The following is a 25,005-nucleotide window of genomic DNA, read 5'->3' as shown; positions in this document are numbered from 1 at the left end:
GCGCCGCCCATCCGGCCGGCGCGTCGCATTGAGACTCCGCGTTCTCAGAGCGGGATCGCTCAGAACGGGATATCGTCGTCCATGTCGCTGTTGCGGCCACCGCCGCCAGCGGCAACGGGACGGCGCGGTGCGCTGCTGACCGGACCGGAGGAGCCGAAATCGCCGCCCGGCTCGTCGCCGAAGCTGCCGCCTCCCCCACCGCCGCTACGACCGTCCAGCATCGTCAGGGTCGAGTTGAAGCCCTGCAGCACGACTTCGGTCGAGTACTTCTCGACGCCGCTCTGGTCGGTCCATTTGCGGGTCTGGAGCGCACCCTCGACGTAAATCTTGGCGCCCTTCTTCAGATACTGTTCGGCGACCTTGCAGAGCCCTTCATTGAAGATCACGACGCGGTGCCACTCGGTCTTTTCCTTGCGCTCGCCGGTGGCCTTGTCGCGCCACGTCTCCGAGGTGGCGACGCTCAGGTTGGCGATCGGCCGCCCGTCCTGGGTGCGGCGGATTTCAGGATCCTTGCCGAGATTTCCAACCAGAATGACCTTGTTGACGCTTCCCGCCATCTCCGCTCTCCGCTCCGAATGCCACTGAATTCAAGAAGGCCGGTCCGCTCCGCGCGTTCCGCCGTGCCTGTTGAGGCGACCCTATACGCTCGCCGAACGCTTGCGGACGACGATCAGTCCGTCACCCCTCCGGTTATCCCCACATATAGCATCGACCTCCTGTTCGTTCCAGATTTGTTCTTGGCGAAACCATCGCATCGATGTGTGGCGTCGATCGGCCAATGTAGTGCGGGAATGCGCGCAGCGGTTGGAACCTTTGTAGGTTCCCAAAAACGATGGAAAGTACTTAACATTCAGTAAGTTATGGGTACTCGCAGCGCCCCGTTCTTGTTGCATTTCGGAGACGGACTTTGCCGCCCCGTAGAGCTACGGTTTCCTCGGACTTAGTTCATATGGGCCCTCGCGCCTGATCAGCCGCTTCGGGGAAGAAAGAAGCGGACGAACCTGGGGAGACTGGCAATGAATAAGCTTCTGATTGGTGCAATCGGTGCAGTGGCGATGGGCCTGTCGGCTCCCGCGAGCGCGGCGGATATGGCCGCGCGTCCCTACACCAAGGCCCCCGCGCCGGCGATTGCCACCATCTACGATTGGAGCGGCTTCTACATCGGCATCAACGGCGGCGGCGGCTCAAGCCACACGTGCTGGGACTTCGTCACGCCCGCGACCGGCGTTTTGGTCGGCGAAGGCTGTCACAATGCGACGGGGGGCACCGTCGGTGGCCAGATCGGCTATCGCTGGCAGTCCGCCAATTGGGTGTTCGGTCTCGAAGGCCAAGGCAACTGGGCCGACTTCCGGGGCGACAATGTGAGCACCCTCTTCCCGGGTACCGCTTTGGTGACGGGTGATCGCAACCGTTCCCGCATCGACGCTTTCGGCCTCATCACCGGTCAGGTCGGTTACGCCTGGAACAACGTGCTGTTCTACGTGAAGGGTGGCGCCGCCGTCGTCGGCGACAAGTACGACATCTACGCTGCTACAGGTACGCCCGGCGCGGGCGCGCTGCTGGCTTCGGCGCGGGAGACTCGCTGGGGTGGTACGGTCGGGGCCGGTCTGGAGTTCGGCTTCGCCCCGAACTGGTCGTTGGGCTTTGAGTACGACCACATCTTCCTTGGCGATCGCACGATCGGCTTCACAACGCCCCCGGGTGGGGTCTTCGGCAGCGACCGGATTCGGCAGGACGTCGACATGGGCCTCGTCCGCCTGAACTATCGCTGGGGCGGTCCGGTGATCGCGAGGTACTGATCGAACTGACATCCATCAAAGCAAGGCCGGCCTCGCGCCGGCCTTTTTCGTTGCTGTTCCCATGGGGGAACCAAAGGTCAGTAATTGCACCATTTTCAGGCCGCTGTGGCTTTCCAGTGACACAACTTGCGGCTTCAATGGTGTAAGTACGGCCTCAGTTGGGCAAGGGAGTCCGATGCCCTTCCTTATCGTGGAAGGCACAATCAGAAACTGGGACTGGGATTAGTTGAAAATGAAAAAGGTTTTGTTGGCTTCGGCCTGTTTGTTCGCTCTCGCTGCCCCGGCTTCGGCCGCTGATCTCGCGGCGCGCCCCTACACCAAGGCTCCGGTGGCCATGGCTTCGGTCTACAACTGGACCGGTTTCTACCTCGGTGTTGTCGGTGGCGGCGCCTGGGAAAATTCCTCGACCGACCCGAAGATGAAGGGCGGCTTCGTCGGCGGTACCGCCGGCTACAACTGGCAGACCGGCAATGTCGTGTTCGGCATCGAGGCCGATGGTGCCTGGGCTGACGTCAGCGCGTCGGTCACCGGCCCCGTTGCCGTCCCCGGCTTCGGCCTCGTCAGCACCACCCTCAGCTCGAAGACCGATGCGATGGGCACCGTGCGCGGCCGCATCGGCTACGCCGTCAACAACGTCCTGTTCTACGGCACCGGTGGTTACGCCTGGATCGACAACAAGCTCAGCATCAGCGCGCTCGGCGTGACCGTTTCCGACAGCAAGTGGCACTCCGGCTGGACCGTCGGTGCGGGCGTCGAAGCGTTCTTCGCTCCGCAGTGGTCGGTCAAGGGCGAGTACCTCTTTCGCAGCCTCGGCGGCGAGACCTACTTCTCGGGCGCCCTGCCCACCGGCACGCTCGAGTTTCACACCGTGCAGGTCGGCGTGAACTATCACTTCGGGGGCCCGATCGTCGCGAAGTACTGATCTTCGCTATCGACGCCATCGTGTTACGAAAGGCCGGCCTCGCGCCGGCCTTTTTGTTTGCCGGGCACGTTACTGCGCAGTTCCACCGCCCTGCTCCTGCCAGATGCCGCCAGCGTGCCAACAATCGGTTGACGATTCGCAGACGCCACTGGAAATCCGTCCCCGTTCTTCCTACGTTCGCTCACATACCCATCGGCGCCGATCCCGGTTCCGGGCGAAGCGCGCCTATTCAGTTGGCGCGATCGCGCGCTTTTGGATTCCCTGAGGACCACCAGGATGGATGAAGTGATCAAGGCGAAGCGCCAACAACAGAACGCGGGATCAAACCTGCGCGCAATAACGATCCGTGGCGCGCGCGAGCACAACCTCAAGAACGTCGACGTCGAGATTCCCCGCGACAAGCTGGTGGTGTTCACGGGGCTGTCAGGCTCCGGCAAATCCTCGCTCGCGTTCGACACCATCTATGCCGAGGGCCAGCGCCGTTACGTCGAATCGCTGTCGGCCTATGCCCGCCAGTTCCTGGAAATGATGCAGAAGCCTGACGTCGACCAGATCGACGGCCTGTCGCCGGCGATCTCGATCGAGCAGAAGACGACGTCGAAGAACCCGCGCTCCACCGTCGGCACGGTGACCGAAATCTACGACTACATGCGCCTGCTGTGGGCGCGCGTCGGCGTGCCCTATTCGCCCGCCACCGGCCTGCCGATCGAGAGCCAGACCGTCTCGCAGATGGTCGACCGCGTGCTGGCGCTGCCCGAGGGCTCGCGCCTCTATCTGCTCGCGCCGGTCGTGCGTGGCCGCAAGGGCGAGTACCGCAAAGAGCTCGCCGAATGGCTTAAGAAGGGCTTTCAGCGCGTCAAGATCGACGGCGCCTTCCACGAGCTCGCGGAAGCCCCTGTGCTCGACAAGAAATTCCCGCACGACATCGACGTCGTCGTCGACCGCATCGTGGTGCGCGCCGACATCGGCCAGCGCCTCGCCGAAAGCTTCGAGACCGCACTGAAGCTCGCCGAGGGCCTCGCCGTCATCGAATTCGCCGATGCGCCGGCTGCAGCAGCACCCGCGGAAGAGAAAAAGAAGACCGCAAAGATCCACGACAAGAGCGGACCCGAGCGCATGCTGTTCTCGGAAAAGTTCGCCTGCCCGGTCTCCGGCTTCACGATCCCCGAGATCGAGCCCCGGCTGTTCTCGTTCAACAATCCCTATGGCGCCTGCCCCGCCTGCGGCGGACTCGGCGTCGAGCAGCATGTCGACGAAGACCTCGTCATCCCCGACAAGGAACTTGCCATCGGCAAGGGCGCGATCGCGCCCTGGGCCAAGTCCTCGTCGCCCTATTACATTCAGACGCTGACTGCGCTCGGCAAGCACTACAAGTTCACGCTGACCACCAAGTGGAAGGATCTGCCCAAGAAGACGCAGAACGCGATCCTCCATGGCTCCGGCGAGGACGAGATCAAGTTCTCCTACGAGGACGGCGTCCGTTCCTACGACACCAAGAAGCCGTTCGAAGGCGTCATCACCAACATCAACCGCCGCTATCGCGAGACCGAGAGCGAGTGGGCGCGCGAGGAGCTGGCGAAGTATTTCCACGACGTGCCCTGCGAGGCGTGCCACGGCTTTCGGCTCAAGCCCGAGGCGCTCTGCGTCAAGATCGGCGGCAAGCATATCGGCGACATCTCCGAGATGTCGGTAAAGGGCGCCGGCGCGTGGTTCGAGACCGTTCCGGAGGCGCTGAACACCCAGCAGAACGAGATCGCCGGCCGCATCCTCAAGGAGATCCGCGAGCGCCTCACCTTCCTGCTCGACGTCGGCCTCAACTACCTCACGCTGTCCCGCTCCTCCGGCACGCTGTCCGGCGGCGAGAGCCAGCGCATCCGTCTGGCCTCGCAGATCGGCTCGGGGCTAACAGGCGTGCTCTACGTGCTCGACGAGCCCTCGATCGGCCTGCATCAGCGCGACAACGCGCGCCTGCTCGACACGCTGAAGCGACTTCGTGACCTCGGCAACACCGTAATCGTGGTCGAGCACGACGAGGACGCGATCCTGCTCGCCGACCACGTGCTCGACATCGGCCCCGGCGCCGGCATGCATGGCGGCAACATCATCGCCGAAGGCACGCCCGCCGAAATCATGCGCAACCCCAACTCGCTGACCGGCAAATATCTCACGGGCGAGCTCGAGGTCGAGGTGCCGGAACGGCGTCCGCCGAACCATCGCCGCACCATCAAGGTGGTCAACGCGCGCGGCAACAATCTCAAGAACGTCACGGCCGAAATTCCGCTCGGCCTGTTCACCTGCGTCACCGGCGTCTCCGGCGGCGGCAAGTCGACGTTGCTGATCGACACGCTGTACAAGGCGATCGCACGCAAGCTGAACAATGCCAGCGAAGGCGCCGCGCCGCACGACCGCATCGAGGGCCTCGAGCACATCGACAAGATCATCGACATCGACCAGTCGCCGATCGGTCGCACGCCACGTTCCAACCCCGCGACCTATACCGGCGCCTTCACGCCGATCCGGGAATGGTTCGCAGGCCTGCCGGAATCGAAGGCGCGCGGCTACGAGCCCGGCCGCTTCTCCTTCAACGTCAAGGGCGGCCGCTGCGAGGCCTGCCAGGGCGACGGCGTCATCAAGATCGAAATGCACTTTCTGCCCGACGTCTACGTCACCTGCGACGTCTGCAAGGGCAAGCGCTACAACCGCGAGACGCTCGAGGTCCTGTTCAAGGGCAAGAGCATCGCCGACGTGCTCGACATGACGGTCGAGGAAGCCGCCGAGTTCTTCAAGGCGGTCCCGCGCGTGCGTGAGACGTTCCAGACGCTGCATCGCGTCGGACTCGACTACATCCATGTCGGCCAGCAGGCCACGACGCTGTCGGGCGGCGAAGCCCAGCGCGTCAAGTTGGCAAAGGAGCTGTCAAAGCGCGCCACCGGCCGCACGCTCTACATCCTGGACGAGCCGACCACCGGCCTGCATTTCCACGACGTCAAGAAACTCCTGGAGGTGCTGCACGAGCTGGTCGCACAGGGCAACACGGTCGTCGTCATCGAGCACAATCTCGAAGTCATCAAGACCGCCGACTGGGTCATCGACCTCGGCCCCGAAGGCGGCGACGGCGGCGGCGAGATCGTCGCTTGGGGCCCCCCGGAGGACATCGCGAAGGCACCGCGGAGCTATACGGGTAAGTTTCTGGCCCCCGTGCTGGCGAAGGCGCGCAAACCGAAGCGGAGGCGCGCGGCGAGCGAGGCGGCGGAGTAGGTTACGCAGCGAGAGCATGCCGACACATTGTCTGAGGGAGACTGAGCTTGCCTGCAGGACTTGTGCAAACCTATCGTGCGTTCGCCCACAATAATGCCTGGGCAAATCACCGGCTGCTCACCGCTTGCGCGACGCTGTCTCAGGCCGACTTCGAAGCCGCACGAACCGGCTTCTTTCCGAGCCTGCAGCGCACGCTCAACCACATCCATGTCATCGACCTCTTCTATGTCGATGCGCTGGAGGGCGGGTGGCTGGGATCGGCGGCCTGGAAGAACGAAGTGCCACATCCCTCCCTTGCCGCGCTGAAGGCTGCGCAGGCTGCGATCGACAAGCGTTTGATTGCCGTCTGCGATGGACTGACGCCCGAGATTCTCGACGGTCTCGTGCGGATAAACCGCGACACCCGCGTGCAGACCGAACCTCGTGACCGGCTGCTCATGCATCTGTTCCAGCATCAAATTCATCATCGCGGACAGGCGCACGCGATGCTGTCTGAAACGCACGTTCCCCCGCCCCAGCTGGACGAGTTCTTCGCCGAGGGAGAGGCGCCGCTCAGAGCCACCGAGTTCGACCAACTCGGATGGACCGAGGAAACGGTGTGGAAAGCCTAGCGGTGTAGCTTCGTCTCCATGGCCTACTCCCTCGCCATCTTCGATCTCGACGGCACGCTGGCCGACAGCTTTCCGTGGTTCCTGCGCACCATCAACGACGTCGCCGATCGCTTCGGCTTCCGCCGCGTCGCCGATGAGGATGTCGAGGGGTTGCGGCATGCTTCGTCGCGCGAGATCCTCAGCCGGCTCGAGGTGCCCTTGTGGAAGCTGCCGGCGATCGCGCGGCATGCGCGGCGGCTGAAGGGAGAGGCGGCGGCGGAGATTGCGTTGTTTGCGGGCGTCGAGGCGATGTTGAAAACGCTGGCCGGTAACGGTGTGCAGCTAGCGCTGGTGACGTCGGACAGCGAAGCCAATGCGCGCGAGAAGCTCGGCGATTGCGCGGCGCTGTTCGCCCATTTCGATTGCGCGGCCTCGCTGTTCGGCAAGCCGTCGAAATTTCGCCGCGTCATGCGGCGCGCCGGCGTGGAGCCGGGCAAGGTCATCGCGATCGGCGACGAGGTGCGCGACATCGAGGCGGCTCGCGCTGTGGGGATTGCCTGCGGCGCGGTGGGCTGGGGTTATGCGGCGCCGGCGGCGCTGCGGGCGCTGGCGCCGGATCACATGTTTGAGCAGATGGATCAGATTGTCTGGACGCTGTGCCCCGGTGCAGTAGCCCGGATGAGCGAAGCGACATCGGGGAACGCCGGTGGATGAGGAGAGCCCTGTCCCGCATGTCGCTCCGCTCATGCGGGCTACACGCCCCTACTCCGTCCTGCGCAAGAACGCCCCAAACGCGCGCGGGCCGTCGCCGGTCTTGACCTCGCCGATCACCTTCAGCTCGACCGCATCGATGATATCGAGCGTGTTGCTTTCCCAGCAGGCGACGATGATGCGCTTGCCGTCGGCGGTCGCGGCAATGCCTTCGGGATAATCGCCAACGTTGATCCGCTTGATCGGCTTCAAGGTCGCCAGATCGAACACACTGACAGTGCCGCCATACTGGTCGGTGACGAAGCCGCGGCCCTGCGCCAGCGCCACCGCATAGGGCCGCATCCCGACCGGCACGCGGCCGATCTCGCGCGCTTCGGCGATGTCGATCACGGAGACGTCGTCAGAGCCGACATTGGCGGTGTAGGCCCGCTTGCCCTCGGCATCGATAGTGACGCCGAACGGGCGGGTGCCGACCTTGATGGTCGCCCTGCGCTGGCGCGTCGCGGTGTCGACCACCGAGACGCTGTCGTCGTCGCGGTCGGCCGAGAGCAGCAGCTTGCCATCCGGCGTCACCGCGAGCCCCGACGGCGAGGCGCCGACCGCGATGCTGGCCGTGACGCTGCGGCTCGCCGCGTCGATCACCCGCACGGCCGCCGCATACCAGTCCGCGACATAGACGGTCTTGCCATCAGGCGCGACGGCAACGCCGAGCGGCCCGCCGCCGACCTCGATCCGCGCCGCAACCTGCCGCGTTGACGCGTCCACCACCGTCACGGCCTTGGCATCCGGGCTCGTCACATAGGCAAAGCGCCCGTCCGCGCTGACGGCGACGCCGGCCGGCTTGCCGCCGATCGGGATGGTCGCGACGCTGCGTGCCGTGGCGAGATCCACGACCATCAGATTGTCGCTGAGCTGGTTGGTGACGAACGCCTCTTCGGCGGACGCATGCGCGATGCCGGCAAGGCAAAGGCTGGCGGCGAGCGCCGCCAGGACCAGCGCCCGCACCGTCAGCTTCCGCTCTCGATCTTCTTCTTGAGTGCCTCGAGGCCCGCCTGGTACAGCCCCTTCACCGCCTTGACCGCGGCCTCGTCGCTCAGCTCCGGCGGAGGATCGTTGTTGGGAAAGCCGCGGTAGAACGCGCCAGCCCATTCCAGGGTCGAGGCCTTGCCGTCAGCGCTCGGCGTCACCGTCAACGTCGAGGAGTAATTGGTCACCGGCAGCACCTTCACGTCCACATTGGTGATCCGGTAGGAATAGGTCATGGCGGCCGCGTCGAATTTGTAGAGTTCCTCGTCGACGGTCGCGCCTCCCGTCAGCGTCAGCTTCCGGGTCGCGCCGATCTCGTTGCCTTTCTCGCCCTCGGTCTTGGTGACCGGCGGCAGCCAGCTCATGTCCTGGAAATTGCCAATCGCGGCCCACACCTTGGCCGGGGCAGCGTTGATCTCGATGGATTCGCGCACCTTCTGCCGGGTCGGGCCGTGGGCCCAGGCCGATGTCGAAGCCGGGCCAAACGCCGCCGTCAAGGCCGCCGCGCTCGCGGTCGTCAGCATCGCGGCCAGCACCGTGCGCCGTCCAATCGTCACCCTCATCTCGTTTCCTCATGCGTCTCGTTGGTCGTGCGCGACTTGAGGCGCGCCGCGATCATCCTAGCGCATTTTGGGGCCGAGGGGAGACCGGTTCATGGCGCCGTTACGGCAGGTGCTCGCAGGTCCACAACTCCTTGCGCCGGACGGCGGGCAAAACCCCAATGGAAGGTCAATCACACGGAGCAAAAATAATTCTCTTTATCCGTATTTCGGATTACCGTATAAAAAGCCACCCCAACCCGGGCCGAGGGGCGGATCGCGATCGTCACGAACGCGGGATGGGACGTGGTGGACGCAGGCGGCGTCGGCGCGAAGGGCTTTGCAGGGCGGGAAACCGTGAGCGAAGGCGGCGCGCACACGACCGGTGCAGCCTGCGTACGGCAAAATCGTGTGGTCCTGGCGCCCGGGGTCTGTGCGCCAAGTGTTGCGGTGATGTGGCGGCCCGACCGGGTCCGCACCATCAGTCATCCGCAAGGCGACGGGGGCAATAGTGCATCGCTCCCCGGGGAGATCACGACATAAGCCGTAAAACCACTGCGCAGGGAAGGCCGTGTGTTGGGCTTCACCTGTATGCCGCTGTGCAGCCTCTTGTAGCGCAACCTTCGCACAGTGGACCGTGGGTGCCAGCCGGCACCCGGCCTTCCCTGCGCCCTCGGCATTTTTGAGGGCAAAGAATACGGCAAAGCTCGGGCGCGATGTGCCGCGAGGAGGCGAAGGTGTGTCTACGATTCAGAAGCGAGTTGGTGGAGAACAACGAATGCTGCTCGCTCCGTCATTGCGAGCACAGCGAAGCGACCAGAGTACCTCCGCGGAGAGACTCTGGATTGCTTCGTCACAAGGGCTCCTCGCAATGACGACCGAGACAGTGAGTGCCGGTCACGCCGCTCGATCACTCCGCCAGCGTCGTCTCTACGAACCCGCGCGGGTCGTCACAGAACTCCCGCATCACCCGGTAATGATCGGTCTGCTCCACTGTCGTCGGCTCCAGGCCGTATTTCCCGAGCCGAAGCAGTTGTGCGTTGGGATAGGCCATCAGCATCGGCGAATGGGTCGCCATGATGACCTGGCAGATGCGGGAATCCTCCATGCGTCGGAGCAGCTTCAGAAATTCGATCTGGCGCGCCGGCGACAACGCCGATTCAGGCTCGTCGAAGATGAAAATGCCCTGGCGCTGGCAGCGCTCCTCGAAGAAGCGCAGGAATCCTTCGCCGTGGGAATGCGACAGGAAATCGGGGCCGACCTGCCCGGCATCACGTGCGGCCTTGTCGAGATATCGCGCCACCGAGAAAAAGCTCTCGGCGCGAAAAAACCAGCCATTCGTGATTTTCGGCAGCCAGCTTGCGCGCAGCGCCCTGGAGAGTTGGCCACCCATCTTCTCCCGCGCTTCGGAGTGATCGACCGGCATGTAACCCTTGCCGCCACCGGCGTCGTCGTAGCCGGCGAGCGCTGCGATCCCTTCGAGGATCGTCGACTTCCCGGTGCCATTCTCTCCGACGATGATCGTGATGGCGGCGTCGAAGTTGAGATCGAAATCATCCGGAAAGATGGGCAGGCAAAACGGATAAGCCTCGCGATCGCGAACTTGCGACGGGTCGAGCCAGACCCGCTTCAGGTAAGGCGCCGGCAGGTTGATCGTTCGGCTGCTTCTTCGGCTCATGTCCGGTTTCCGATCCATTCCGTCCCGTCGGGACGCCAGAACATATCCGGAACGCAACCCTCGCGAAAGCTGCATTTGAGAAACATACAGCAACAAACCCGACACGCGTGGCGAGGGCAAACTGGAATCTGGAATTGCGGTCCGAAATCGCCTTAGAGAACGCAGCTCTGAGGCAGTCGGCAGGCATGAGACCCGCCCCCACCTCGCGACCCCGCAATGATTGACGGACGTCCGGGACCGTAAGAGCCGCGAGGAGTGCGCGATGGTATCAACGTATTTCAGTTACAGCTACATCACGCGCAATCTCAAGCAGTCCTTGACGCGGGTCGAACAGCAACAGGACGTGGCGCGAGAGGCCGCCTACTACAAAGCCCACATCGGCAAGGTGAAGTCCGTCGACGACTTCATGAAAGACTATCGCCTTTATCACTATGCAACGAAGGCGTATGGCCTGGAAGACATGGCCTACGCCAAGGCCTTCATGAAAAAGGTGCTGGAGAGCGACCTCTCCGACGCAAACAGCTTCGTCAACAAGCTGGTCGACAAGCGTTACCGCGAGTTCGCCGCGGCATTTTCCTTCAATGGCAGCGCCACGCCGGTTGCGCAATCGGAGAACCAGACCGATGAGATGATCGGTCTGTACACGGCGACCAGGAAGAGCCAGGTCGATGCACTTACCGGCGACTCGAATTACTACAGCGCCGAAATCGGCAACATCAGCAGTGCAGACCAGTTCCTGAACAACGACCGACTTCGCAATTATGTCTATTCGGCGTACGGCATCGATCAAAGCAAGTGGTCGCGTGACACGATAAGTCAGGTCTTGCGCAGCGATCCGTCCGATCCAAACAGCTACGTCAACACCACTTTCGCTTCTCAGCTGAGTGGCCTCAACGCCGATCTTGCTCAGGCCCGATCGGATGTCACCGCGGCCACTTCAAGGATCGCAGACTACACCGCCCAATTATCGCAACCGGGCGCGAACGTGACCCAGTTGAACGTCCAGATCCTGGTCGAAAAATATCACCTGGAGTCATATGCGAGCAGCATTTCCAGCCTCAGCGACCAGATAGGGACGATTGGCGGGTTCGTCGACCTGGCCGGCGCGTTCGAGTTTTCGCCCGACGGCTCGCTTCCGTCAGGTGTGTCGGCGCAGACTGCTGCAAATGTCACGATCACGAAACAGAAGTTCGACGACAGCAAGTCCGCCGTCTATTCGGCGGCAAGCCCGTTGAACGAAGCTTTCGCAATCAGGCAATTCAGAACTGCCATCCTCAAGATCAATTCAGTCCAGACGTTCGTATCGACACCAGGCGTGTATGATTTTGCGCTGGGAGCTGTCGGCCTCGACCCCGGAAACGTCCCGCCGGCGACTGTCAAGGCCGTGCTCGAAAGCGACCTCAACGACCCCAAGAGCTACGTCTATACCCTCAAGGACAATCGGTATCTGGAGCTGGCACGCGCCTTCAACTTCGACGCAAAAGGCAATCTGACGACCCCCCTGGTGGCTCAGGACTCGGCTGAAGTCCTCCAGATCGCCAAGGACTACGTCATTGGAGCGGCGAAGAGCGCAAGCACGGCAACTCCCCAGCAGCAGGCCGCGGTTCGGGCACAGGCCACAAAGGATGCGTCGGAATATCAGCAAGCCATCGCCGGCATCGACAGTGTTTCCGATCTCCTCGCAAACAGGCCGATGGTTGATTTCATTCTCCTGGCCAAGGGCCTGGATCCCAAGAAGGTCAGCACCGAATTTCTCGGGAAGGTCTTCAGCTCCGATCTGAACGATCCAAAGAGCTTCGCGAACACCGAGAGCGATCCCCGCTTTGCCGAAATCGTGGCGTCATTCAATTTCGACAGTCAAGGCAACGTCGCGCGTCTTCCGATGATGGGTCCGCAGAAACGGGATCAGTTTCGGGAAACACAAGCGAACTATGTCGAGCAAAGCCTGGAGCAGCAGCAAGGGGATGCCAATCCCGGCGTCCGCCTGGCGCTGTATTTCCAGCGAAAGGCGGGGGACATCACGTCCGCGTACGACATCCTTGCCGACAAGGCTCTTTCGGAGGTGTTCAGGACCACCTTCGATTTGCCTGACTCGATGGCGGCGATGCCGATCGATCAGCAGGCCAAGTTCGTGGACAGGTTCATGAAGATCAAGGATCTCTCCGATCCCGCGAAGGTTGCGAAGCTGTTGAACCGTTTCTCGGCCATGTACGACATCAGAAACAGCCAGAGCACCGGCCAGGGTCAATCTCCCCTGCTCAACCTGTTTCAGGGATCCAGTTCGGGGATCAGTGACTCCACATATTTGGCCATCGCCAAGCTGCGCGCCCACTGATGATCGCCCGCCGGGACTAGCCCAACACCTCGAGCACCAGCTCCATGGTCATCAGCACGGGATTGTCGCCACGGACCAGGCGGCCCTCCGCCATACCGCCGGTGTAGTCGATCAGGGCAACATCGAGTTCGGCTTCGAGCGCGCCAGAGGAGCCGACCGCAATCGTGCCGGCTGTGACCGCAAGCTCGGTCGCGAAAGGCTCGGTCACCGCGCCATCGGTGAAGCGCGCCCCAATGGTCGAACCGACGCCGCCGTGGATCCTGGCGTGCGCGATGCCCTGCGCGCGGCAGAAGTCCTCGAGGCAGCCGGCAAAATCCTGATTGGGGCGCAGCCGCAGCGCGAAAGCGCGGCTGGTCGTGCGTGCGCCGGTGCGCGCAGCCGCCACCGGCCCGAACAGCTTGAAGTTGGTCTCGGGATCTGGCTCTGCGGTGAACACCGCACCATCGATACCGAAGGCCTCGACCTCGAACGGCTCGGCGACAACAGTCTCGTCCGGCAGCATGTGGCCACCACTGGCGCGGCCATCGGCCTCCGTCCACAGCCCATGGCAATGAAAGAACGGCGCGCCATCGCGCATGCCCAGCGTCATGCTACCGAGCCTGGTGCGCGTCACGCCGCTCGGCCGGAATGTGTCGCTATAGAACGCGGCGTTCTCATTGGTTTTCGACAGCGCCGGCATGACATAGCCGAACGGCCCGAGCGTGCCGTGCCCGAAGTTGAGCACACCACCGGCAAATCCCTCCGCGGCAAAACCGCGGCGCGCCGCCTCCAGCAGCGGCAGACCCGCTTGAAGCGTGAAGGAGAAAGCGCGTCCCCTCGCCTCCACCCATTGGATGCGTTCGGCGACCGGCGCGCCGGGCTGCTTGATGCTGCGCATGACCTTCGCTCAGCCCGCCCGTATCTTGTCGAGATCGAGCAGGCCGCGCGCCTCGAGCTCGTCGCGAACCATCCGTTTGGGAATCTTGCCGTAGCCGGATTTCGGCAAGGCCTCCCAGAAGAAGAACCGCTTCGGCATCTTGTAGCGCGGCACCTTGGGCGACAGGAACGCCGCCATCTCCGCTTCACTCACCGGCTTGGCGCCCTCGCGCGCGACGCAGACGGCAACGCCGACCTCGCCCCAGGTCGCATCGGGCACGCCGAGCACCGCAACCTCGCCGACGCAAGGATGGGTCAGGATTTTCTCCTCGATCTCGCGCGGATAGATGTTGGAGCCGCCGGAGATGTACATGTCGGAGGCTCGTCCCGTGATGTAGACAAACCCCTCCTCGTCCATGTGGCCGAGATCGCCAGTGCGGAACCAGCCGTTGCGGAACGCCTTCGCGTTGGCCTCGGGATTGTCGTGGTAGCCGGCCAGCACCGCGGGGCCGATCACGCAGATCTCGCCGCTCTGGTTGGCGCCGAGTTCACGGCCCTCGTCGTCCTGGATCGAGACCTGCATGCCGGTACGCTCGAAGCCACAGGTGCCGATCTTCGCGTGCGGCCCGTCCTCGGGATCATGCAGCGCCGCCGGCAGCACCGTGATGTTGCCGGTCACCTCGCCCAGACCGAAATACTGCACGATGACCTTGCCGAGCTTCTTCAGCGCAGCCTTCTGGTCCTCGCGATACATCGGCGCACCCGCATAGATCACCTGGCGCAGCGAGGAGTGGTCGTATTTGTCGGCGGCGGGATGCTCGACCATCATCTTCAGAATGGTCGGCACCACAAAGAGATTGCTGACCCGATGCGCCTCGATCAGGCGGAACGCCTCGTCGATATCGAATTTCTCCGTCGGCAGCAGGACCGTGCACACGCCGCGCGCGGTCTGAACCAGCTGATGCACGCCGGCGCCATGCGACAGCGGCGCCACCACCAGCGAGGCATCCGCTTCGGTGACGCCGGGCGTGAGATCGGCGAGATGGTTGGTGACGACAAAACCCATCTGGCCGTGGGTGAGCACCGCAGCCTTGGAACGGCCGGTGGTCCCCGACGTGAAAAAGAACCAGCAGGGGTCGTCGTGCTCGACCGCGACGTTCTCGAGCACCGCGCCGGCGCGCGATGCGACGGCATCCGCAACCGACGTTTCGGCAAATGGCGCCCGACCGTCGATGCTCCAGGTGAATTCCAGCGCGCCACCGCTCACGGCCGCGGCTTGCTCGGGGAAATCGACATGGCACAGAAACGCCTTCGCGCCCGAGGCCTGCGCAAGATAAGTCACCTCGTCCGGCATCAGTCGGAAATTGGTGGGTACCCAGACGGCACCGAGCCGGAACGCCGCGAACATCGAGAAGAACATCTCGTCGCCGTTCTTGGAATGGACGAGGATGCGGTCGCCCTTCGCGATGCCGCGCGCCGCGAGGGCTGCCGCCAGCGCCGAGACCTGCGCATCGATCTCGCGCCAGGTCCAGGATCTGTCACCCCAGACGAAACCGGGACGCGCCCCATTCCGCCGCGCATTCTGGGTCAGCATGTGAGCGAGATTCATGACGCGGCGGGACATGCGCAGGGGCTGCATCGGGTTTCCTCTTCGGCGGCGGACGGCACGCGAGCCGCCCGCCCATTGCAGCCCATTTATCGCCATCGCCCACGACCTCGCAAGGCCGTCGGCCGCACGCCTGCCCTACGGCTGCTTGAACGCGAACGGCGTAGCCGTGATGGCCTTCTCCTTGACGCAGGCCTGCGCACCAAAGCCGCCGCAATAGTTGCCATGCAGATCGAAGCGGATGGTGCGCCCCGCACCCCGCTTCGTTGGCTTGGGCTTGATCTCGTAGCTACGGACATGGCCATCGAAGACGGGTTGCACACTGCCGTCCGGCAACGTGACCAGGATGTTCATGACGCAGCCGCCGGTTCCGCAATAGGTCGTCTCGCGATCGCCGCATTTGGTGTCGCGGAAATCGACGATGTAGTCATCGCGGCCGTCACCGGTCAGGTCGATCCTGCGCACCGTATCGACCGCAAAAGTCACCGCGCCGCCGCCCTGGCTCTCGCATTCCTCGTAGGCGTGGCGCACAGCCTTCTGCACGCCGGGCGGATAGTCGGCGGGATTGAACGGCTTTGCGTTGTCGGCGCGCGCAGCGGTTGCGAACAGTACGAGCAGGAGGATCAGATATCGCATTGGCATTGGTCCTCAGCGCAGCCGCGATCGTTCAGGAAATTTTAAACATGATCGGCGCAACCTTGGTCAGTTCACGCGTAAAGAGTGCCGCATCATGGTCAAAGCGCCCGCCCTCCTGCTGTTATCGCTGGCGCTTGCCGGATGTGCCGTGGGCCCACAAGCGCACCTCGCCTCCGATCCCGCTTTCAAGCCTGCGCGTTACGCATGGGACGGCGCCGGCGAAAATCCCAATCATTCGCGCGCTGCCTCAGAGCCAACACGGATCGCCCGATCCGAGCGCAACAGGTCGCAAGCCGGGCTTCAGCCCTATTCGAAGGAATGGTGGCAGGCGCAGGACGGCATCGAGGCGGAACAGGACGCCAGGGTCAACCGTTCCCTCGTCATCTGCCAGGGGTGCCTGCGCCCGCAGGCGCAGCCGGAGGATTCCAGGCTCGCCAAGGCGACCGATTGAAGCATCCGGACTCTCAGGACTGATGGAGGTGCAGCCTCGTCGTCGCGAGAAGCGGCCGAGAGCTACAACGCCCCGAGCTTCCGTAACGACTCCTGCGCCGTCGCCAAGCCCGGCTTCAATTCCAGCGCCTTCCTGAAATCGGCGATCGCGCCCTGTTTGTCGCCGAGCCGCAGCTTGGCCTGTCCGCGGTTGTTCCACGAGAACACGTCGGAGGGATCGTATTGCAGCGCCTTGTCGTAATCGGAAACGCCGCCCTTGCTGTCGCCCTGATAGAGCCGGATCATGCCACGATTGCGCCAGCCGCGCGCGTCGGTCGGCGCAACACGGATCGCCTCGCCATAATCGGCGGCGGCGCGATCGAGCTGCTCGCTGTCGCGATAGACGTTGCCGCGGTCGATATAGGCGAGCAGATCGGGCGCAAGCTTGATCCGCACGGTGTAGTCGGCGATGGCGTGCGCCATGTCGCGCCTGCGGTAATACACCAGTGCGCGATTGGCATAGGCCATGGCGTATTTGGGATCGCGCTTGATCGCGGCGTCAAAGTCGGCGAACGCACCGTCGAGATCGCCCTTGTTGAAACGCGACTCGCCGCGATTGCCGTAGGCCAGCGCCAGCGAGGGATCGAGCTTGATCGCCTGGTCGTAATCAGCGATGGCGCGATCGTAGTCGCGCTTGAAACTGTAGACACGGCCCCGATTATTGTAGGCGCAGGCATAGCCGGGGTCGAGCCTGATCGCCTCGTCGAGATCGGACAGCGCCGCGTCGAACTCGCGCTTCTCGGTGAGGCCATGACCGCGATTGCAATAAGCGCCGGCGAGCCGGGGTCCGGTCTCGCTCTTCGTTTCGATCACGGTCGAGCAGGCCTTGATCCGCTCGTCCGGCGTGCTGGCCAATCCGACGCAGGCCTCCCAGGCCGGACCGCCGGCCGCCAACGCCGGAGCCGGAGCCGGAGCCGGAGCCGGCGAGATGAGCGCGGCGAGCAGCGCGATGAGGCTGAGCGGGACACGCATTTTCCGGATATCTCCCCTGCGGCAACCACTCTTGGTGGCACCTTGGCAAGGGCCGGTTCAGACGCCTAGATCAAAGGCAAGCAGCAGGTCGGAAGGATTTTCCATGGCGCCATCGGTACGGGACAACAAGGACAGAAGCCGCTTCGAGCTCAATGTCGGCAGCGAGATCGCCTTCGCCAATTACCGGCTGACGCCGTCGGCGGTGATCATCACCCACACCGAGACGCCGCGCGCGCTACGCGGCCGGGGCATCGGCTCCGAGCTGGTCAAAGGCGCGCTGGAATTGATCCGCCGCGACGGCAGGAAGGTGATCGCCGGTTGCGGCTTCGTCGTCGACTATCTCGACAGGCATCCGGAAGATGCGGATCTCGTCGCCTGAATGCAAAAGGGCCCGCGCGATCGCGGGCCCTTGGATTGCGACCGGGCGATCGGTCAGTGCTTGATCTCCGGCGGCAGCTTGCCGCCATTCGCGGCGAGCTTGGACATCACCTGCTTGTGCAGCCAGACGTTCATGGTCGCGGAATCGTTGGTGTCGCCGCTGTAGCCGAGCTCCTTGGCCAGGTCCTTGCGCGCGGCGAGGCTGGAATCGATGTCGAGCGCCTTCATCAGGTCGACGATCGAGGTGCGCCATTCCAGCTTCTCGCCCTTGTGCGCGGCGGCCGCCGCGTCGACGATCGAGGCAACGTCCACCGTCGCCGCGGACGCCGATCCGCTCGGCGCGGCCCCTGCGGGCGCGCCGCCCGACGGTGCGCTGCCTGCGGGCGCGGCGGAAGCTGGCTGGCTACCGAAGATCGCGCCCATAATTTTCCCGAAAATGCTCATGTCTGCTCCCCGAAAAGGACCCGCTGGAGGGCCTTGAGTGGCACTTATAGACCAAGTTGCGTCGTTGCACCCGCAAAGTTCCGCGGACCAGCAAGCAGCATCAGCTTATCTACGGCGAAATGACGACCGAATGACATCATCGAGGTTGCGCTGCGGCATCGAATCTCACCCAAGCGTGAGGGACAGGACTCGCAAATGGGCGTACGCTTGATATTCAGTTCGCGTGCCATCCGGAATTTGAGCGTCTGGTTGGGAATCGCGAAACTCAGAATAGCGGCCGCTTGCGCCGTTTGCTGGCGCCAGATGCGGCCGCATGGCAAGGGAGCTAGCGACCATGGCCACACTCTACCAGGGCAATGTCCCCACCGTGGCCCAGACCGCAGAAGCGGCTGGACCGGTGATCCGAACCATCCAACTCTCCGATCTGCATGATGCGCTCAAGCGCGGCTGGGACGATTTCAAGGCGGTGCCGAGCCACGCCATCATCGTCTGCGTGATCTATCCTGTGCTGGGCCTCGTGCTCGCCCGCGTGGTGATGGGCTATTCAGTGCTGCCGTTGTTGTTTCCGTTGGCCGCGGGCTTCGCGCTGATCGGCCCGTTCGCGGCGCTCGGTCTCTACGAGCTCTCTAGTCGGCGCGAGCGCTATGAGGAGGCCAGCGCCTGGGATGCCATGGAGGTGCTGCGTTCGCCCTCCTTCGGCGCCATGCTCGGTCTCGGCGCGCTGCTGCTGGCCCTGTTCGTGACCTGGGTTGCGACCGCGCAGGCGATCTACGTCGCCGCTTTCGGCTATGAGGGCGCGTCCGGGATCTCGGATTTTCTGACGCGCGTTCTCACGAGCCGGCAAGGCTGGTGGCTGATCGTGGTCGGCTGCGGCACCGGCTTCCTGTTCGCCCTTGCCGCGCTCTGCATCAGCGCCGTGTCGTTCCCGCTGATGCTCGACCGCCATGCCGGCGCGTTCGAGGCCATGGTGACGTCGCTGCGCGTCGTCGCGAAGAACCCGGTGCCGATGGCGGCCTGGGGCCTGATCGTGGCCGTCCTGCTGGCGCTGGGCACGATTCCGGCCTTCCTCGGCCTTGCCGTGGTCGTCCCCGTGCTCGGCCATGCCACCTGGCATCTCTACCGCAAGGTAATCGCCGCCGATCCGGGCGCGCGTCCGGTGCCGCCTCCGCCGCATCGTCCACGCAAGCCGGCCGCCGACTTCCCCGCCAACCTCTTCCCCTGGCGCAATCGGAACGACGCCTGACGATTTCGTGACGTGCGATCCTGCCCCGGAGCGGGCAGGATCGCGCACTGTCATACGCCTTGCTTTGGCCTCGGTTTCCATCGAGATTGCGCCCGCCGTTCAGATCACTTCACGGAATTTATTTGCTCGAATGACCCCGACGATTTCTCGTCTCGCCCTCGCAGCCTTAGCCATCACCGCATCCATCCTATCCGCTCAGCCCGCGCTCGCCGCGGTTGCCTGCGGCTCGGGCAATTTCGACGCGTGGCTTGCAGACTTCAAAACCGACGCCGCGGCCAAAGGCGTCTCGCAACAGGCCATTTCCGCCGGGCTCGCCGGTGTGACGCTCGATCAGAGCGTGCTCAACCGCGACCGCTCGCAGAAGGTCTTCAGCCAGACCTTCGAGGAGTTTTCCGGCCGCATGGTGCCGCCGCGCCTGACGCGCGGCTCCAACATGATGAAGCAATACGGCTCGGTGCTGTCGCGCATCGAGCAGACCTACGGCGTGCCCGGCGAGGTGCTGGTCGCGATCTGGGGCCTCGAGACCGATTTCGGCGTCAATACCGGCAAGTTCGCGACCATCCGCTCGCTGGCGACGCTGGCCTATGACTGCCGCCGCGCCGAACAATTTCGCACCGAGCTGTTGGATGCGCTCCGCATCGTCCAGCGCGGCGACCTTGCACCGGCCGACATGAAGGGTGCCTGGGCCGGCGAGCTTGGCCAGACCCAGTTCATGCCGTCGTCATGGATGAAATACGCCGTCGATTTCGACGGCAATGGCAAGCGCGATCTCCTGCACAACGCCCCCGACGTGCTCGCCTCCACCGCGAACTATCTTGCCGGTTATGGCTGGCAGAAGGGCAAGGATTGGCAGCCGGGCAGTCCGAACTTCGCGGTGCTGCAGCAGTGGAACAAGAGCGAGGTCTATTCGAAGACCATCGCTTATTTCGCCACGCAGCTCGCGCGCGCCCCTTAGCAGCCCCTCGTCAAAACGCGTAGGGCCAATCGCCTGACGACCGGCCCTCTCTGTGCGTTTTTTACCCCTATTTGCCCATGGTGGCGTGCATCGCCTTGTTCAGATGCGCGCCGCACGCGCCCATTTTGCCGTTGAGCAGCGAGTCTTGCGTGGCCGCGATCTCCCTCTGCGCTACGAATTTGCCGTCACCATCGGCCATGTTCTCAATCGCGGTCTCGGTCTTCTCCAGATTGGCCGAACTGCAGCCGCCGGCGGCGTGCTTGGCGGCTTGGGCCGGCGCGACGGCGAACGCGACAGCGGCAATTGCGATAACCCCGAGTAACTTCGTCATGACGTTACCTTCCTTCTCTTGTTCTTGGGCCAGAGCCAGCGACATTGCCGGATTCTGCGACATCACCTTCCTCCGCGCGCGGCAACTTGACGCAATGAATTCCCCGCGAGAATTGCGTGATGTTGCGCCACGCAGAGCCACATCCCAAATTTCTGATTTTCGTTACACGTTTGTAATCAACGGCACACGTTCGGCTTGTGTGCACCGCGCCCGGGGGTTGGGGCTGACCAAGCGGAATGAACTCGTCCCTGCCTGACCGCCGTTCGTCACGTCGATCCGCCGGGGTCGGGTGAATCGCCGGCCACAGTGGAAAGGTGTCCGCGCAGGCCGTCGAGATGAACTCAGGTTCACTTTTATACTTCACTGAGCATGCGATTCGCGCATGCGAGACTTGGGTATAGGAGCTATCATAATCCCCTTGCGACGCCCGGAAAGCAGCCTATTTGACTTTTGAATGGAACCGGCTGAGCTAAGATTAAATCCGTGAATTAACGGGCATTCTTAACAACATGCCTCCTGTTCCGCCTAAGCTTTGGGCGGGAGTGCTTTCGGGTTAATCGTCCGTTACCAGTGCCATGCATTGAGCGCTTAGCTGCATCGCAACATCGGAACTTTCGCACTGCACCACTCTTATCTATATTCATTTCAACGATGAGGCTCGGGCAAGAGCTGAATCGAACTACAGGAGACTACCAATGCTGCTCTCGCTCATCCGTATGATCCAGGCTTTCCGGGACTATCAGCGCAATGTTGCCGAGCTGTCCCAGCTCAGCGATCGCGAATTGGCCGACATCGGCCTCGATCGCTCGGACATTCCGCGCGTTGCCGCCGGTCAGTATCAGGGCTGATATCGTTCAGCCCTAAACCGGACGAACCGATAGCGCCCGCCTCGTGCGGGCGTTGTCGCATCCGGAGGCAGAAAACTCGATCTCGGCGATTCCACTGACCGCCGAAAAGCGCTACCTGTCCGCCCCATGACAGCACCCCAATCAAATACCGTGCACGTGATCGGCGCAGGCCTTGCCGGCTCCGAAGCCGCCTGGCAGGTGGCCAAATCCGGCGTGTCCGTGGTGCTGCACGAGATGCGGCCGACCCGCACGACCGAGGCACACCGCACCGACGGGCTTGCCGAGCTCGTCTGCTCGAATTCGTTCCGCTCGGATGATGCCGCCAACAACGCCGTCGGCCTGCTGCATGCCGAGATGCGCCGCCTCGACTCGCTGATCATGCGCGCAGCCGACGCCAACCAGGTGCCCGCCGGCGGCGCGCTGGCGGTGGACCGCGACGGCTTCTCCGCGGCCGTCACCAAAGCGCTTAACGACCATCCCCTGATCGAGATCGCGCGCGGCGAGGTCGCAGGCCTGCCGCCCGCCGAATGGAGTAACGTCATCGTTGCGACCGGCCCCCTCACTTCGGCGCCGCTGGCCGACGCGATCCGCGAGCTGACCGACGAGAACGCCCTCGCTTTCTTCGACGCGATCGCGCCGATCGTGCACCGCGAATCCATCGACATGTCGGTGGCCTGGTTCCAGTCGCGCTACGACAAGGTCGGCCCCGGCGGCACCGGCGCCGACTACATCAACTGCCCGATGACAAAGGAGCAGTATGACGGCTTCGTCGCAGCGCTGGTCGCCGGCGAGAAGACCGAATTCAAGGAATGGGAGACCAACACGCCCTATTTCGACGGCTGTCTGCCGATCGAGGTCATGGCGGAACGCGGCCCCGAGACTCTTCGCCACGGGCCGATGAAGCCGGTCGGCCTCACCAATCCGCACGATCCCACCACTAAGGCCTACGCGATCGTACAACTGCGCCAGGACAACAAGCTCGGCACGCTCTACAACATCGTCGGCTTCCAGACGAAGCTGAAATACGGCGAGCAGCAACGCATCTTCCGCACCATTCCGGGGCTGGAGAACGCCGAATTTGCTCGCCTCGGCGGCCTGCATCGCAACACCTTTCTCAACTCGCCAAAGCTGCTCGACGGCCAATTGCGCCTGCGCGCGCAGCCGCGGCTGCGCTTTGCCGGCCAGATGACGGGCTGCGAGGGCTATGTGGAATCCGCCAGCGTCGGCCTGATTGCTGGCCTCTACGCGGCAGCGGACGTGCGCGGCGAGACGCTTGCGAGTCCGCCGGTCACGACGGCGCTCGGATCCCTGCTCGGCCACATCACCGGCGGCCATATCGAGACCGTCGAGCCCGGCACGCGCTCGTTCCAGCCAATGAACATCAATTTCGGCCTGTTCCCGCCGCTCGCCAGCGCACCGACGAAGAAGCCCGACGGAAGCCGACTGCGCGGCAACGAGAAGACGGTGGCCAAAAAGCAGGCGATGAGCGCGCTGGCGCTCGCCGATCTCGATCGCTGGATCGCCGATCACCTGCGCATTGCCGCTGCGGCGTGAGTTTTCGATGAACCTTCCCAAAGACGACGCCGCAACACTCTCGGCGCGCTGGACCGAGGGCGTGCTGCTCAAGCGCGACGTGTTCTCGACCGTCGAACGCGGCCGCTTCCGCGACGATGACGGCGAGGTCGACGCGGTGCTGCGCCGCCTCGACGAGGCGCCGTGGTGGTCATTCCTTTTGGCGCGCCATCTGTTCGCCCGCGAGACGCATGCGCTCACACTTGCCAAGGGACTCGATGTCGGCCCTGAGCTGCTGTGGGCCGGACGCCGCGCGCTGGTGCGCAGCTTCGTCGATGGCGTCGCGCTGCATCTGGCGAAACCGCATGGCGACCTCGCCTATTTTCGCTCGGCCAAGGCCGCGCTGCGACGGCTGCGCCGCGCCGGCATCTGCCACAACGATCTTGCCAAGGAACAGAACTGGCTGGTCGGCCGCGACGGTCGCGCCTATGTGACCGACTTCCAGCTCGCGGCCTGCTTTGACCGTCGCGGCCGGGTTTACCGCATCCTGGCCTATGAAGATCTCCGGCATCTGCTCAAGCACAAGCGCTCCTACGCGCCCGAGGCGCTGACGCCGCGCGAGCGCAAGATCCTGGCGAAGAAGTCGTTCGCCGCCAGCCTCTGGCTCGCCACCGGCAAGAAGATCTATCGGGCAATCACGCGCGGCCTGTTCAACTTCACCGACCGTGAAGGCGGCGGCCGAAGGCTCGTCAACGACGCGCCGGTGCTGGTGGAATTGATCCGCAGGAATCCCGCCGTGCGCGACACCGCCATCGTCGCCTTTGCCGACCGCCGCTCCGGTGTCGGGCTCTATGCCTTCGTCGAAGCCGATCAGGCCGCGCTCGAAGGCCAATTGCGGAACGAGCTCACCGCCGCCAAAGGGCCGAAGCCGCCGGAACACATCCAAGTCGTGCACGCACTGCCACGCAATGCCGACGGCAAGCCACGCACGGAGATCCTGCAACTGGTCGCCATGAACCAGCTCGACCTGATCGAGCCGATGATGAAGAACGACCAGGACCGCGCTTTCCTCAAGGACATCCTGGAGCAGCGCAAGAACCTGCGCGACCGCTTCAATTTCGAGGCCGACCTGCCGGCGGGCTAGCGTGGATCACGCCTTGAAGCGTCCACATTGGCGATAGAGAAGCGATCCGATAAATTCGAACTTGGCGGCGGGACTTGGCGGGGTCATGGGCACTCGGGGGACGATGATGCATCGTGTGGTTGGGGGCCTGATCGCCGTCCTTCTGCTGATCGCCGCCGCGCCCGCAATGGCCGAGTCCCCGGCCGAGCTGATCTCCAGCTTCCGCCTCAAACATGGAGAGGTCCGCGTCGTCCGCGATTCGACCCTCGACCGCATCGCAATGGACCAGGCGCGCGCGATGGCGACGAAGGACGACCTCAGTCACGACGCCCTCGGCCCGTTCAACCGCCGGGTCGCACCGGCCGGCGCAGGCCGCGCCGCCGAGAACATCGCCTACGGCTACGACAATTTCGAGAAGACCCTGGGACAGTGGATCGACTCGTCGGGACACCGCAAAAATTTGCTGCTGCACAACGCTTCCCGCGTCGGGATCGCGAGCGCGAAAAACGCCAGCGGCAAACGCACCTATTGGGCGATGGTGATCGCCGGCGACTACGAGCCGAAGGGCAAAGGCAAGAAGGACAAGGAGCCCCTCGTTGCCGTGAAACGCGAAGCCGCTCCTGCGAGCAAGCCCAAATCCGGCGGCTGCCACATCAAGCTGTTCGGCCTTTGCATCTGAGGCGAGACGCCACGCCGGAAGCATTGTTGCGCGCGCTTCTCCGACCGGCCAATATGACCGCGCCGCTATCCTCAAC

At 63.8% G+C, this 25,005-nt stretch carries 24 protein-coding genes; 14 read left to right on the top strand and 10 right to left on the bottom strand.

The genetic code is table 11. The annotated features are described in order from the left end of the window. Positions 1 to 59 precede the first annotated feature (59 nt). Entirely contained in the window at positions 60 to 557 is a 498-nt protein-coding gene (locus IVB40_RS17705; protein ID WP_007590726.1) for a single-stranded DNA-binding protein, read from the bottom strand. Positions 558 to 1,016: 459 nt separating this feature from the next. On the opposite strand from IVB40_RS17705, the gene IVB40_RS17700 reads away from it, so the two are divergent. From IVB40_RS17700 to IVB40_RS17680, 5 genes are all read left to right on the top strand, one after another. Then, positions 1,017 to 1,799 (top strand): outer membrane beta-barrel protein, encoded by a 783-nt coding sequence (locus IVB40_RS17700; protein ID WP_247435586.1) that lies wholly within the window; start codon positions 1,017 to 1,019, stop codon positions 1,797 to 1,799. Between the two features lie 232 nt (positions 1,800 to 2,031). Then, on the top strand, positions 2,032 to 2,721 hold the full coding sequence (locus tag IVB40_RS17695; RefSeq protein WP_027567055.1) for an outer membrane protein: 690 nt from the start codon (positions 2,032 to 2,034) through the stop codon (positions 2,719 to 2,721). 276 nt (positions 2,722 to 2,997) lie between these two features. After that, positions 2,998 to 5,979: an excinuclease ABC subunit UvrA gene (gene uvrA, locus IVB40_RS17690; RefSeq protein ID WP_247819443.1), complete on the top strand. Its 2,982-nt coding sequence runs from the start codon at positions 2,998 to 3,000 to the stop codon at positions 5,977 to 5,979. Between the two features lie 47 nt (positions 5,980 to 6,026). Continuing rightward, entirely contained in the window at positions 6,027 to 6,590 is a 564-nt protein-coding gene (locus tag IVB40_RS17685; RefSeq protein ID WP_247435578.1) for a DinB family protein, read from the top strand. Between the two features lie 18 nt (positions 6,591 to 6,608). Next, on the top strand, positions 6,609 to 7,283 hold the full coding sequence (locus IVB40_RS17680; protein WP_247435575.1) for an HAD-IA family hydrolase: 675 nt from the start codon (positions 6,609 to 6,611) through the stop codon (positions 7,281 to 7,283). A 48-nt stretch (positions 7,284 to 7,331) separates the two neighbouring features. Here the strand turns inward: IVB40_RS17680 and IVB40_RS17675 are convergent, their stop codons facing one another. The 3 genes from IVB40_RS17675 to IVB40_RS17665 form a co-directional block, all read right to left on the bottom strand. After that, a complete protein-coding gene (locus IVB40_RS17675; RefSeq protein WP_247435570.1) occupies positions 7,332 to 8,285 on the bottom strand; it encodes a cytochrome D1 domain-containing protein in 954 nt (317 codons plus the stop codon). 2 nt (positions 8,286 to 8,287) lie between these two features. Further along, positions 8,288 to 8,869 carry an SRPBCC family protein gene (locus IVB40_RS17670; RefSeq protein ID WP_247435567.1) on the bottom strand — a complete coding sequence of 194 codons (582 nt, stop codon included), beginning with the start codon at positions 8,867 to 8,869 and terminating at the stop codon, positions 8,288 to 8,290. Between the two features lie 886 nt (positions 8,870 to 9,755). Beyond that, positions 9,756 to 10,523, bottom strand: coding sequence for an AAA family ATPase (locus tag IVB40_RS17665; protein ID WP_247435562.1), 768 nt, complete (start codon positions 10,521 to 10,523; stop codon positions 9,756 to 9,758). A 262-nt stretch (positions 10,524 to 10,785) separates the two neighbouring features. Here IVB40_RS17665 and IVB40_RS17660 point away from each other — a divergent pair, with 262 nt between their 5' ends. Beyond that, a complete protein-coding gene (locus tag IVB40_RS17660; protein ID WP_247819442.1) occupies positions 10,786 to 12,858 on the top strand; it encodes a DUF1217 domain-containing protein in 2,073 nt (690 codons plus the stop codon). 16 nt (positions 12,859 to 12,874) lie between these two features. On the opposite strand, the gene IVB40_RS17655 is transcribed toward IVB40_RS17660, so the two are convergent. The 3 genes from IVB40_RS17655 to IVB40_RS17645 form a co-directional block, all read right to left on the bottom strand. Further along, positions 12,875 to 13,735: a DUF296 domain-containing protein gene (locus tag IVB40_RS17655; RefSeq protein WP_247819441.1), complete on the bottom strand. Its 861-nt coding sequence runs from the start codon at positions 13,733 to 13,735 to the stop codon at positions 12,875 to 12,877. A gap of 9 nt (positions 13,736 to 13,744) precedes the next feature. Next, positions 13,745 to 15,352, bottom strand: a complete 1,608-nt coding sequence (locus tag IVB40_RS17650; protein WP_247819440.1) for an acyl-CoA synthetase — start codon at positions 15,350 to 15,352, stop codon at positions 13,745 to 13,747. Positions 15,353 to 15,457: 105 nt separating this feature from the next. Next, entirely contained in the window at positions 15,458 to 15,955 is a 498-nt protein-coding gene (locus IVB40_RS17645; RefSeq protein ID WP_247819439.1) for a hypothetical protein, read from the bottom strand. Between the two features lie 94 nt (positions 15,956 to 16,049). Between IVB40_RS17645 and IVB40_RS17640 the strand changes: the two genes are divergently transcribed. Further along, a complete protein-coding gene (locus IVB40_RS17640; protein WP_247435548.1) occupies positions 16,050 to 16,406 on the top strand; it encodes a hypothetical protein in 357 nt (118 codons plus the stop codon). 62 nt (positions 16,407 to 16,468) lie between these two features. Here the strand turns inward: IVB40_RS17640 and IVB40_RS17635 are convergent, their stop codons facing one another. Further along, a complete protein-coding gene (locus tag IVB40_RS17635; RefSeq protein ID WP_247819438.1) occupies positions 16,469 to 17,416 on the bottom strand; it encodes a tetratricopeptide repeat protein in 948 nt (315 codons plus the stop codon). A gap of 103 nt (positions 17,417 to 17,519) precedes the next feature. Here IVB40_RS17635 and IVB40_RS17630 point away from each other — a divergent pair, with 103 nt between their 5' ends. Continuing rightward, a complete protein-coding gene (locus tag IVB40_RS17630; RefSeq protein WP_247819437.1) occupies positions 17,520 to 17,795 on the top strand; it encodes a GNAT family N-acetyltransferase in 276 nt (91 codons plus the stop codon). 53 nt (positions 17,796 to 17,848) lie between these two features. Here IVB40_RS17630 and IVB40_RS17625 read toward each other — a convergent pair whose 3' ends face one another. Further along, positions 17,849 to 18,238, bottom strand: a complete 390-nt coding sequence (locus IVB40_RS17625) for a DUF3597 domain-containing protein (protein WP_247819436.1) — start codon at positions 18,236 to 18,238, stop codon at positions 17,849 to 17,851. Between the two features lie 334 nt (positions 18,239 to 18,572). On the opposite strand from IVB40_RS17625, the gene IVB40_RS17620 reads away from it, so the two are divergent. Then, a complete protein-coding gene (locus IVB40_RS17620; RefSeq protein ID WP_247819435.1) occupies positions 18,573 to 19,481 on the top strand; it encodes a DUF2189 domain-containing protein in 909 nt (302 codons plus the stop codon). Between the two features lie 130 nt (positions 19,482 to 19,611). Next, on the top strand, positions 19,612 to 20,436 hold the full coding sequence (locus IVB40_RS17615; RefSeq protein WP_247819434.1) for a lytic murein transglycosylase: 825 nt from the start codon (positions 19,612 to 19,614) through the stop codon (positions 20,434 to 20,436). A gap of 67 nt (positions 20,437 to 20,503) precedes the next feature. Here the strand turns inward: IVB40_RS17615 and IVB40_RS17610 are convergent, their stop codons facing one another. Beyond that, a complete protein-coding gene (locus IVB40_RS17610) occupies positions 20,504 to 20,830 on the bottom strand; it encodes a hypothetical protein (RefSeq protein WP_247819433.1) in 327 nt (108 codons plus the stop codon). Positions 20,831 to 21,462: 632 nt separating this feature from the next. Here IVB40_RS17610 and IVB40_RS17605 point away from each other — a divergent pair. From IVB40_RS17605 to IVB40_RS17590, 4 genes are all read left to right on the top strand, one after another. Continuing rightward, positions 21,463 to 21,615 carry a DUF1127 domain-containing protein gene (locus IVB40_RS17605; RefSeq protein WP_007590701.1) on the top strand — a complete coding sequence of 51 codons (153 nt, stop codon included), beginning with the start codon at positions 21,463 to 21,465 and terminating at the stop codon, positions 21,613 to 21,615. Between the two features lie 126 nt (positions 21,616 to 21,741). After that, entirely contained in the window at positions 21,742 to 23,169 is a 1,428-nt protein-coding gene (trmFO, locus tag IVB40_RS17600; RefSeq protein ID WP_247819432.1) for a methylenetetrahydrofolate--tRNA-(uracil(54)-C(5))-methyltransferase (FADH(2)-oxidizing) TrmFO, read from the top strand. A 7-nt stretch (positions 23,170 to 23,176) separates the two neighbouring features. After that, complete coding sequence (locus IVB40_RS17595) at positions 23,177 to 24,271, top strand: serine/threonine protein kinase (RefSeq protein ID WP_247819431.1); 1,095 nt, start codon at positions 23,177 to 23,179, stop codon at positions 24,269 to 24,271. 106 nt (positions 24,272 to 24,377) lie between these two features. Continuing rightward, positions 24,378 to 24,929, top strand: coding sequence for a CAP domain-containing protein (locus IVB40_RS17590; RefSeq protein ID WP_247819555.1), 552 nt, complete (start codon positions 24,378 to 24,380; stop codon positions 24,927 to 24,929). Positions 24,930 to 25,005: the final 76 nt, after the last annotated feature.

The organism is Bradyrhizobium sp. 40 (assembly GCF_023100925.1).
Taxonomy (GTDB): Bacteria; Pseudomonadota; Alphaproteobacteria; order Rhizobiales; family Xanthobacteraceae; genus Bradyrhizobium.
This window is presented reverse-complemented; position numbering and strand designations above follow the sequence as displayed.

Bases quoted from the DNA above. Each gene is read 5' to 3' on its own strand.
- IVB40_RS17705 (WP_007590726.1), bottom strand. From the start codon at position 557: ATGGCGGGAAGCGTCAACAAGGTCATTCTGGTTGGAAATCTCGGCAAG.
- IVB40_RS17700 (WP_247435586.1), top strand. From the start codon at position 1,017: ATGAATAAGCTTCTGATTGGTGCAATCGGTGCAGTGGCGATGGGCCTG.
- IVB40_RS17695 (WP_027567055.1), top strand. From the start codon at position 2,032: ATGAAAAAGGTTTTGTTGGCTTCGGCCTGTTTGTTCGCTCTCGCTGCC.
- uvrA (WP_247819443.1), top strand. From the start codon at position 2,998: ATGGATGAAGTGATCAAGGCGAAGCGCCAACAACAGAACGCGGGATCA.
- IVB40_RS17680 (WP_247435575.1), top strand. From the start codon at position 6,609: ATGGCCTACTCCCTCGCCATCTTCGATCTCGACGGCACGCTGGCCGAC.
- IVB40_RS17670 (WP_247435567.1), bottom strand. From the start codon at position 8,869: ATGAGGGTGACGATTGGACGGCGCACGGTGCTGGCCGCGATGCTGACG.
- IVB40_RS17665 (WP_247435562.1), bottom strand. From the start codon at position 10,523: ATGAGCCGAAGAAGCAGCCGAACGATCAACCTGCCGGCGCCTTACCTG.
- IVB40_RS17660 (WP_247819442.1), top strand. From the start codon at position 10,786: ATGGTATCAACGTATTTCAGTTACAGCTACATCACGCGCAATCTCAAG.
- IVB40_RS17655 (WP_247819441.1), bottom strand. From the start codon at position 13,735: ATGCGCAGCATCAAGCAGCCCGGCGCGCCGGTCGCCGAACGCATCCAA.
- IVB40_RS17650 (WP_247819440.1), bottom strand. From the start codon at position 15,352: ATGCAGCCCCTGCGCATGTCCCGCCGCGTCATGAATCTCGCTCACATG.
- IVB40_RS17645 (WP_247819439.1), bottom strand. From the start codon at position 15,955: ATGCGATATCTGATCCTCCTGCTCGTACTGTTCGCAACCGCTGCGCGC.
- IVB40_RS17640 (WP_247435548.1), top strand. From the start codon at position 16,050: ATGGTCAAAGCGCCCGCCCTCCTGCTGTTATCGCTGGCGCTTGCCGGA.
- IVB40_RS17635 (WP_247819438.1), bottom strand. From the start codon at position 17,416: ATGCGTGTCCCGCTCAGCCTCATCGCGCTGCTCGCCGCGCTCATCTCG.
- IVB40_RS17630 (WP_247819437.1), top strand. From the start codon at position 17,520: ATGGCGCCATCGGTACGGGACAACAAGGACAGAAGCCGCTTCGAGCTC.
- IVB40_RS17625 (WP_247819436.1), bottom strand. From the start codon at position 18,238: ATGAGCATTTTCGGGAAAATTATGGGCGCGATCTTCGGTAGCCAGCCA.
- IVB40_RS17620 (WP_247819435.1), top strand. From the start codon at position 18,573: ATGGCCACACTCTACCAGGGCAATGTCCCCACCGTGGCCCAGACCGCA.
- IVB40_RS17615 (WP_247819434.1), top strand. From the start codon at position 19,612: ATGACCCCGACGATTTCTCGTCTCGCCCTCGCAGCCTTAGCCATCACC.
- IVB40_RS17610 (WP_247819433.1), bottom strand. From the start codon at position 20,830: ATGTCGCAGAATCCGGCAATGTCGCTGGCTCTGGCCCAAGAACAAGAG.
- IVB40_RS17605 (WP_007590701.1), top strand. From the start codon at position 21,463: ATGCTGCTCTCGCTCATCCGTATGATCCAGGCTTTCCGGGACTATCAG.
- trmFO (WP_247819432.1), top strand. From the start codon at position 21,742: ATGACAGCACCCCAATCAAATACCGTGCACGTGATCGGCGCAGGCCTT.
- IVB40_RS17595 (WP_247819431.1), top strand. From the start codon at position 23,177: ATGAACCTTCCCAAAGACGACGCCGCAACACTCTCGGCGCGCTGGACC.
- IVB40_RS17590 (WP_247819555.1), top strand. From the start codon at position 24,378: ATGCATCGTGTGGTTGGGGGCCTGATCGCCGTCCTTCTGCTGATCGCC.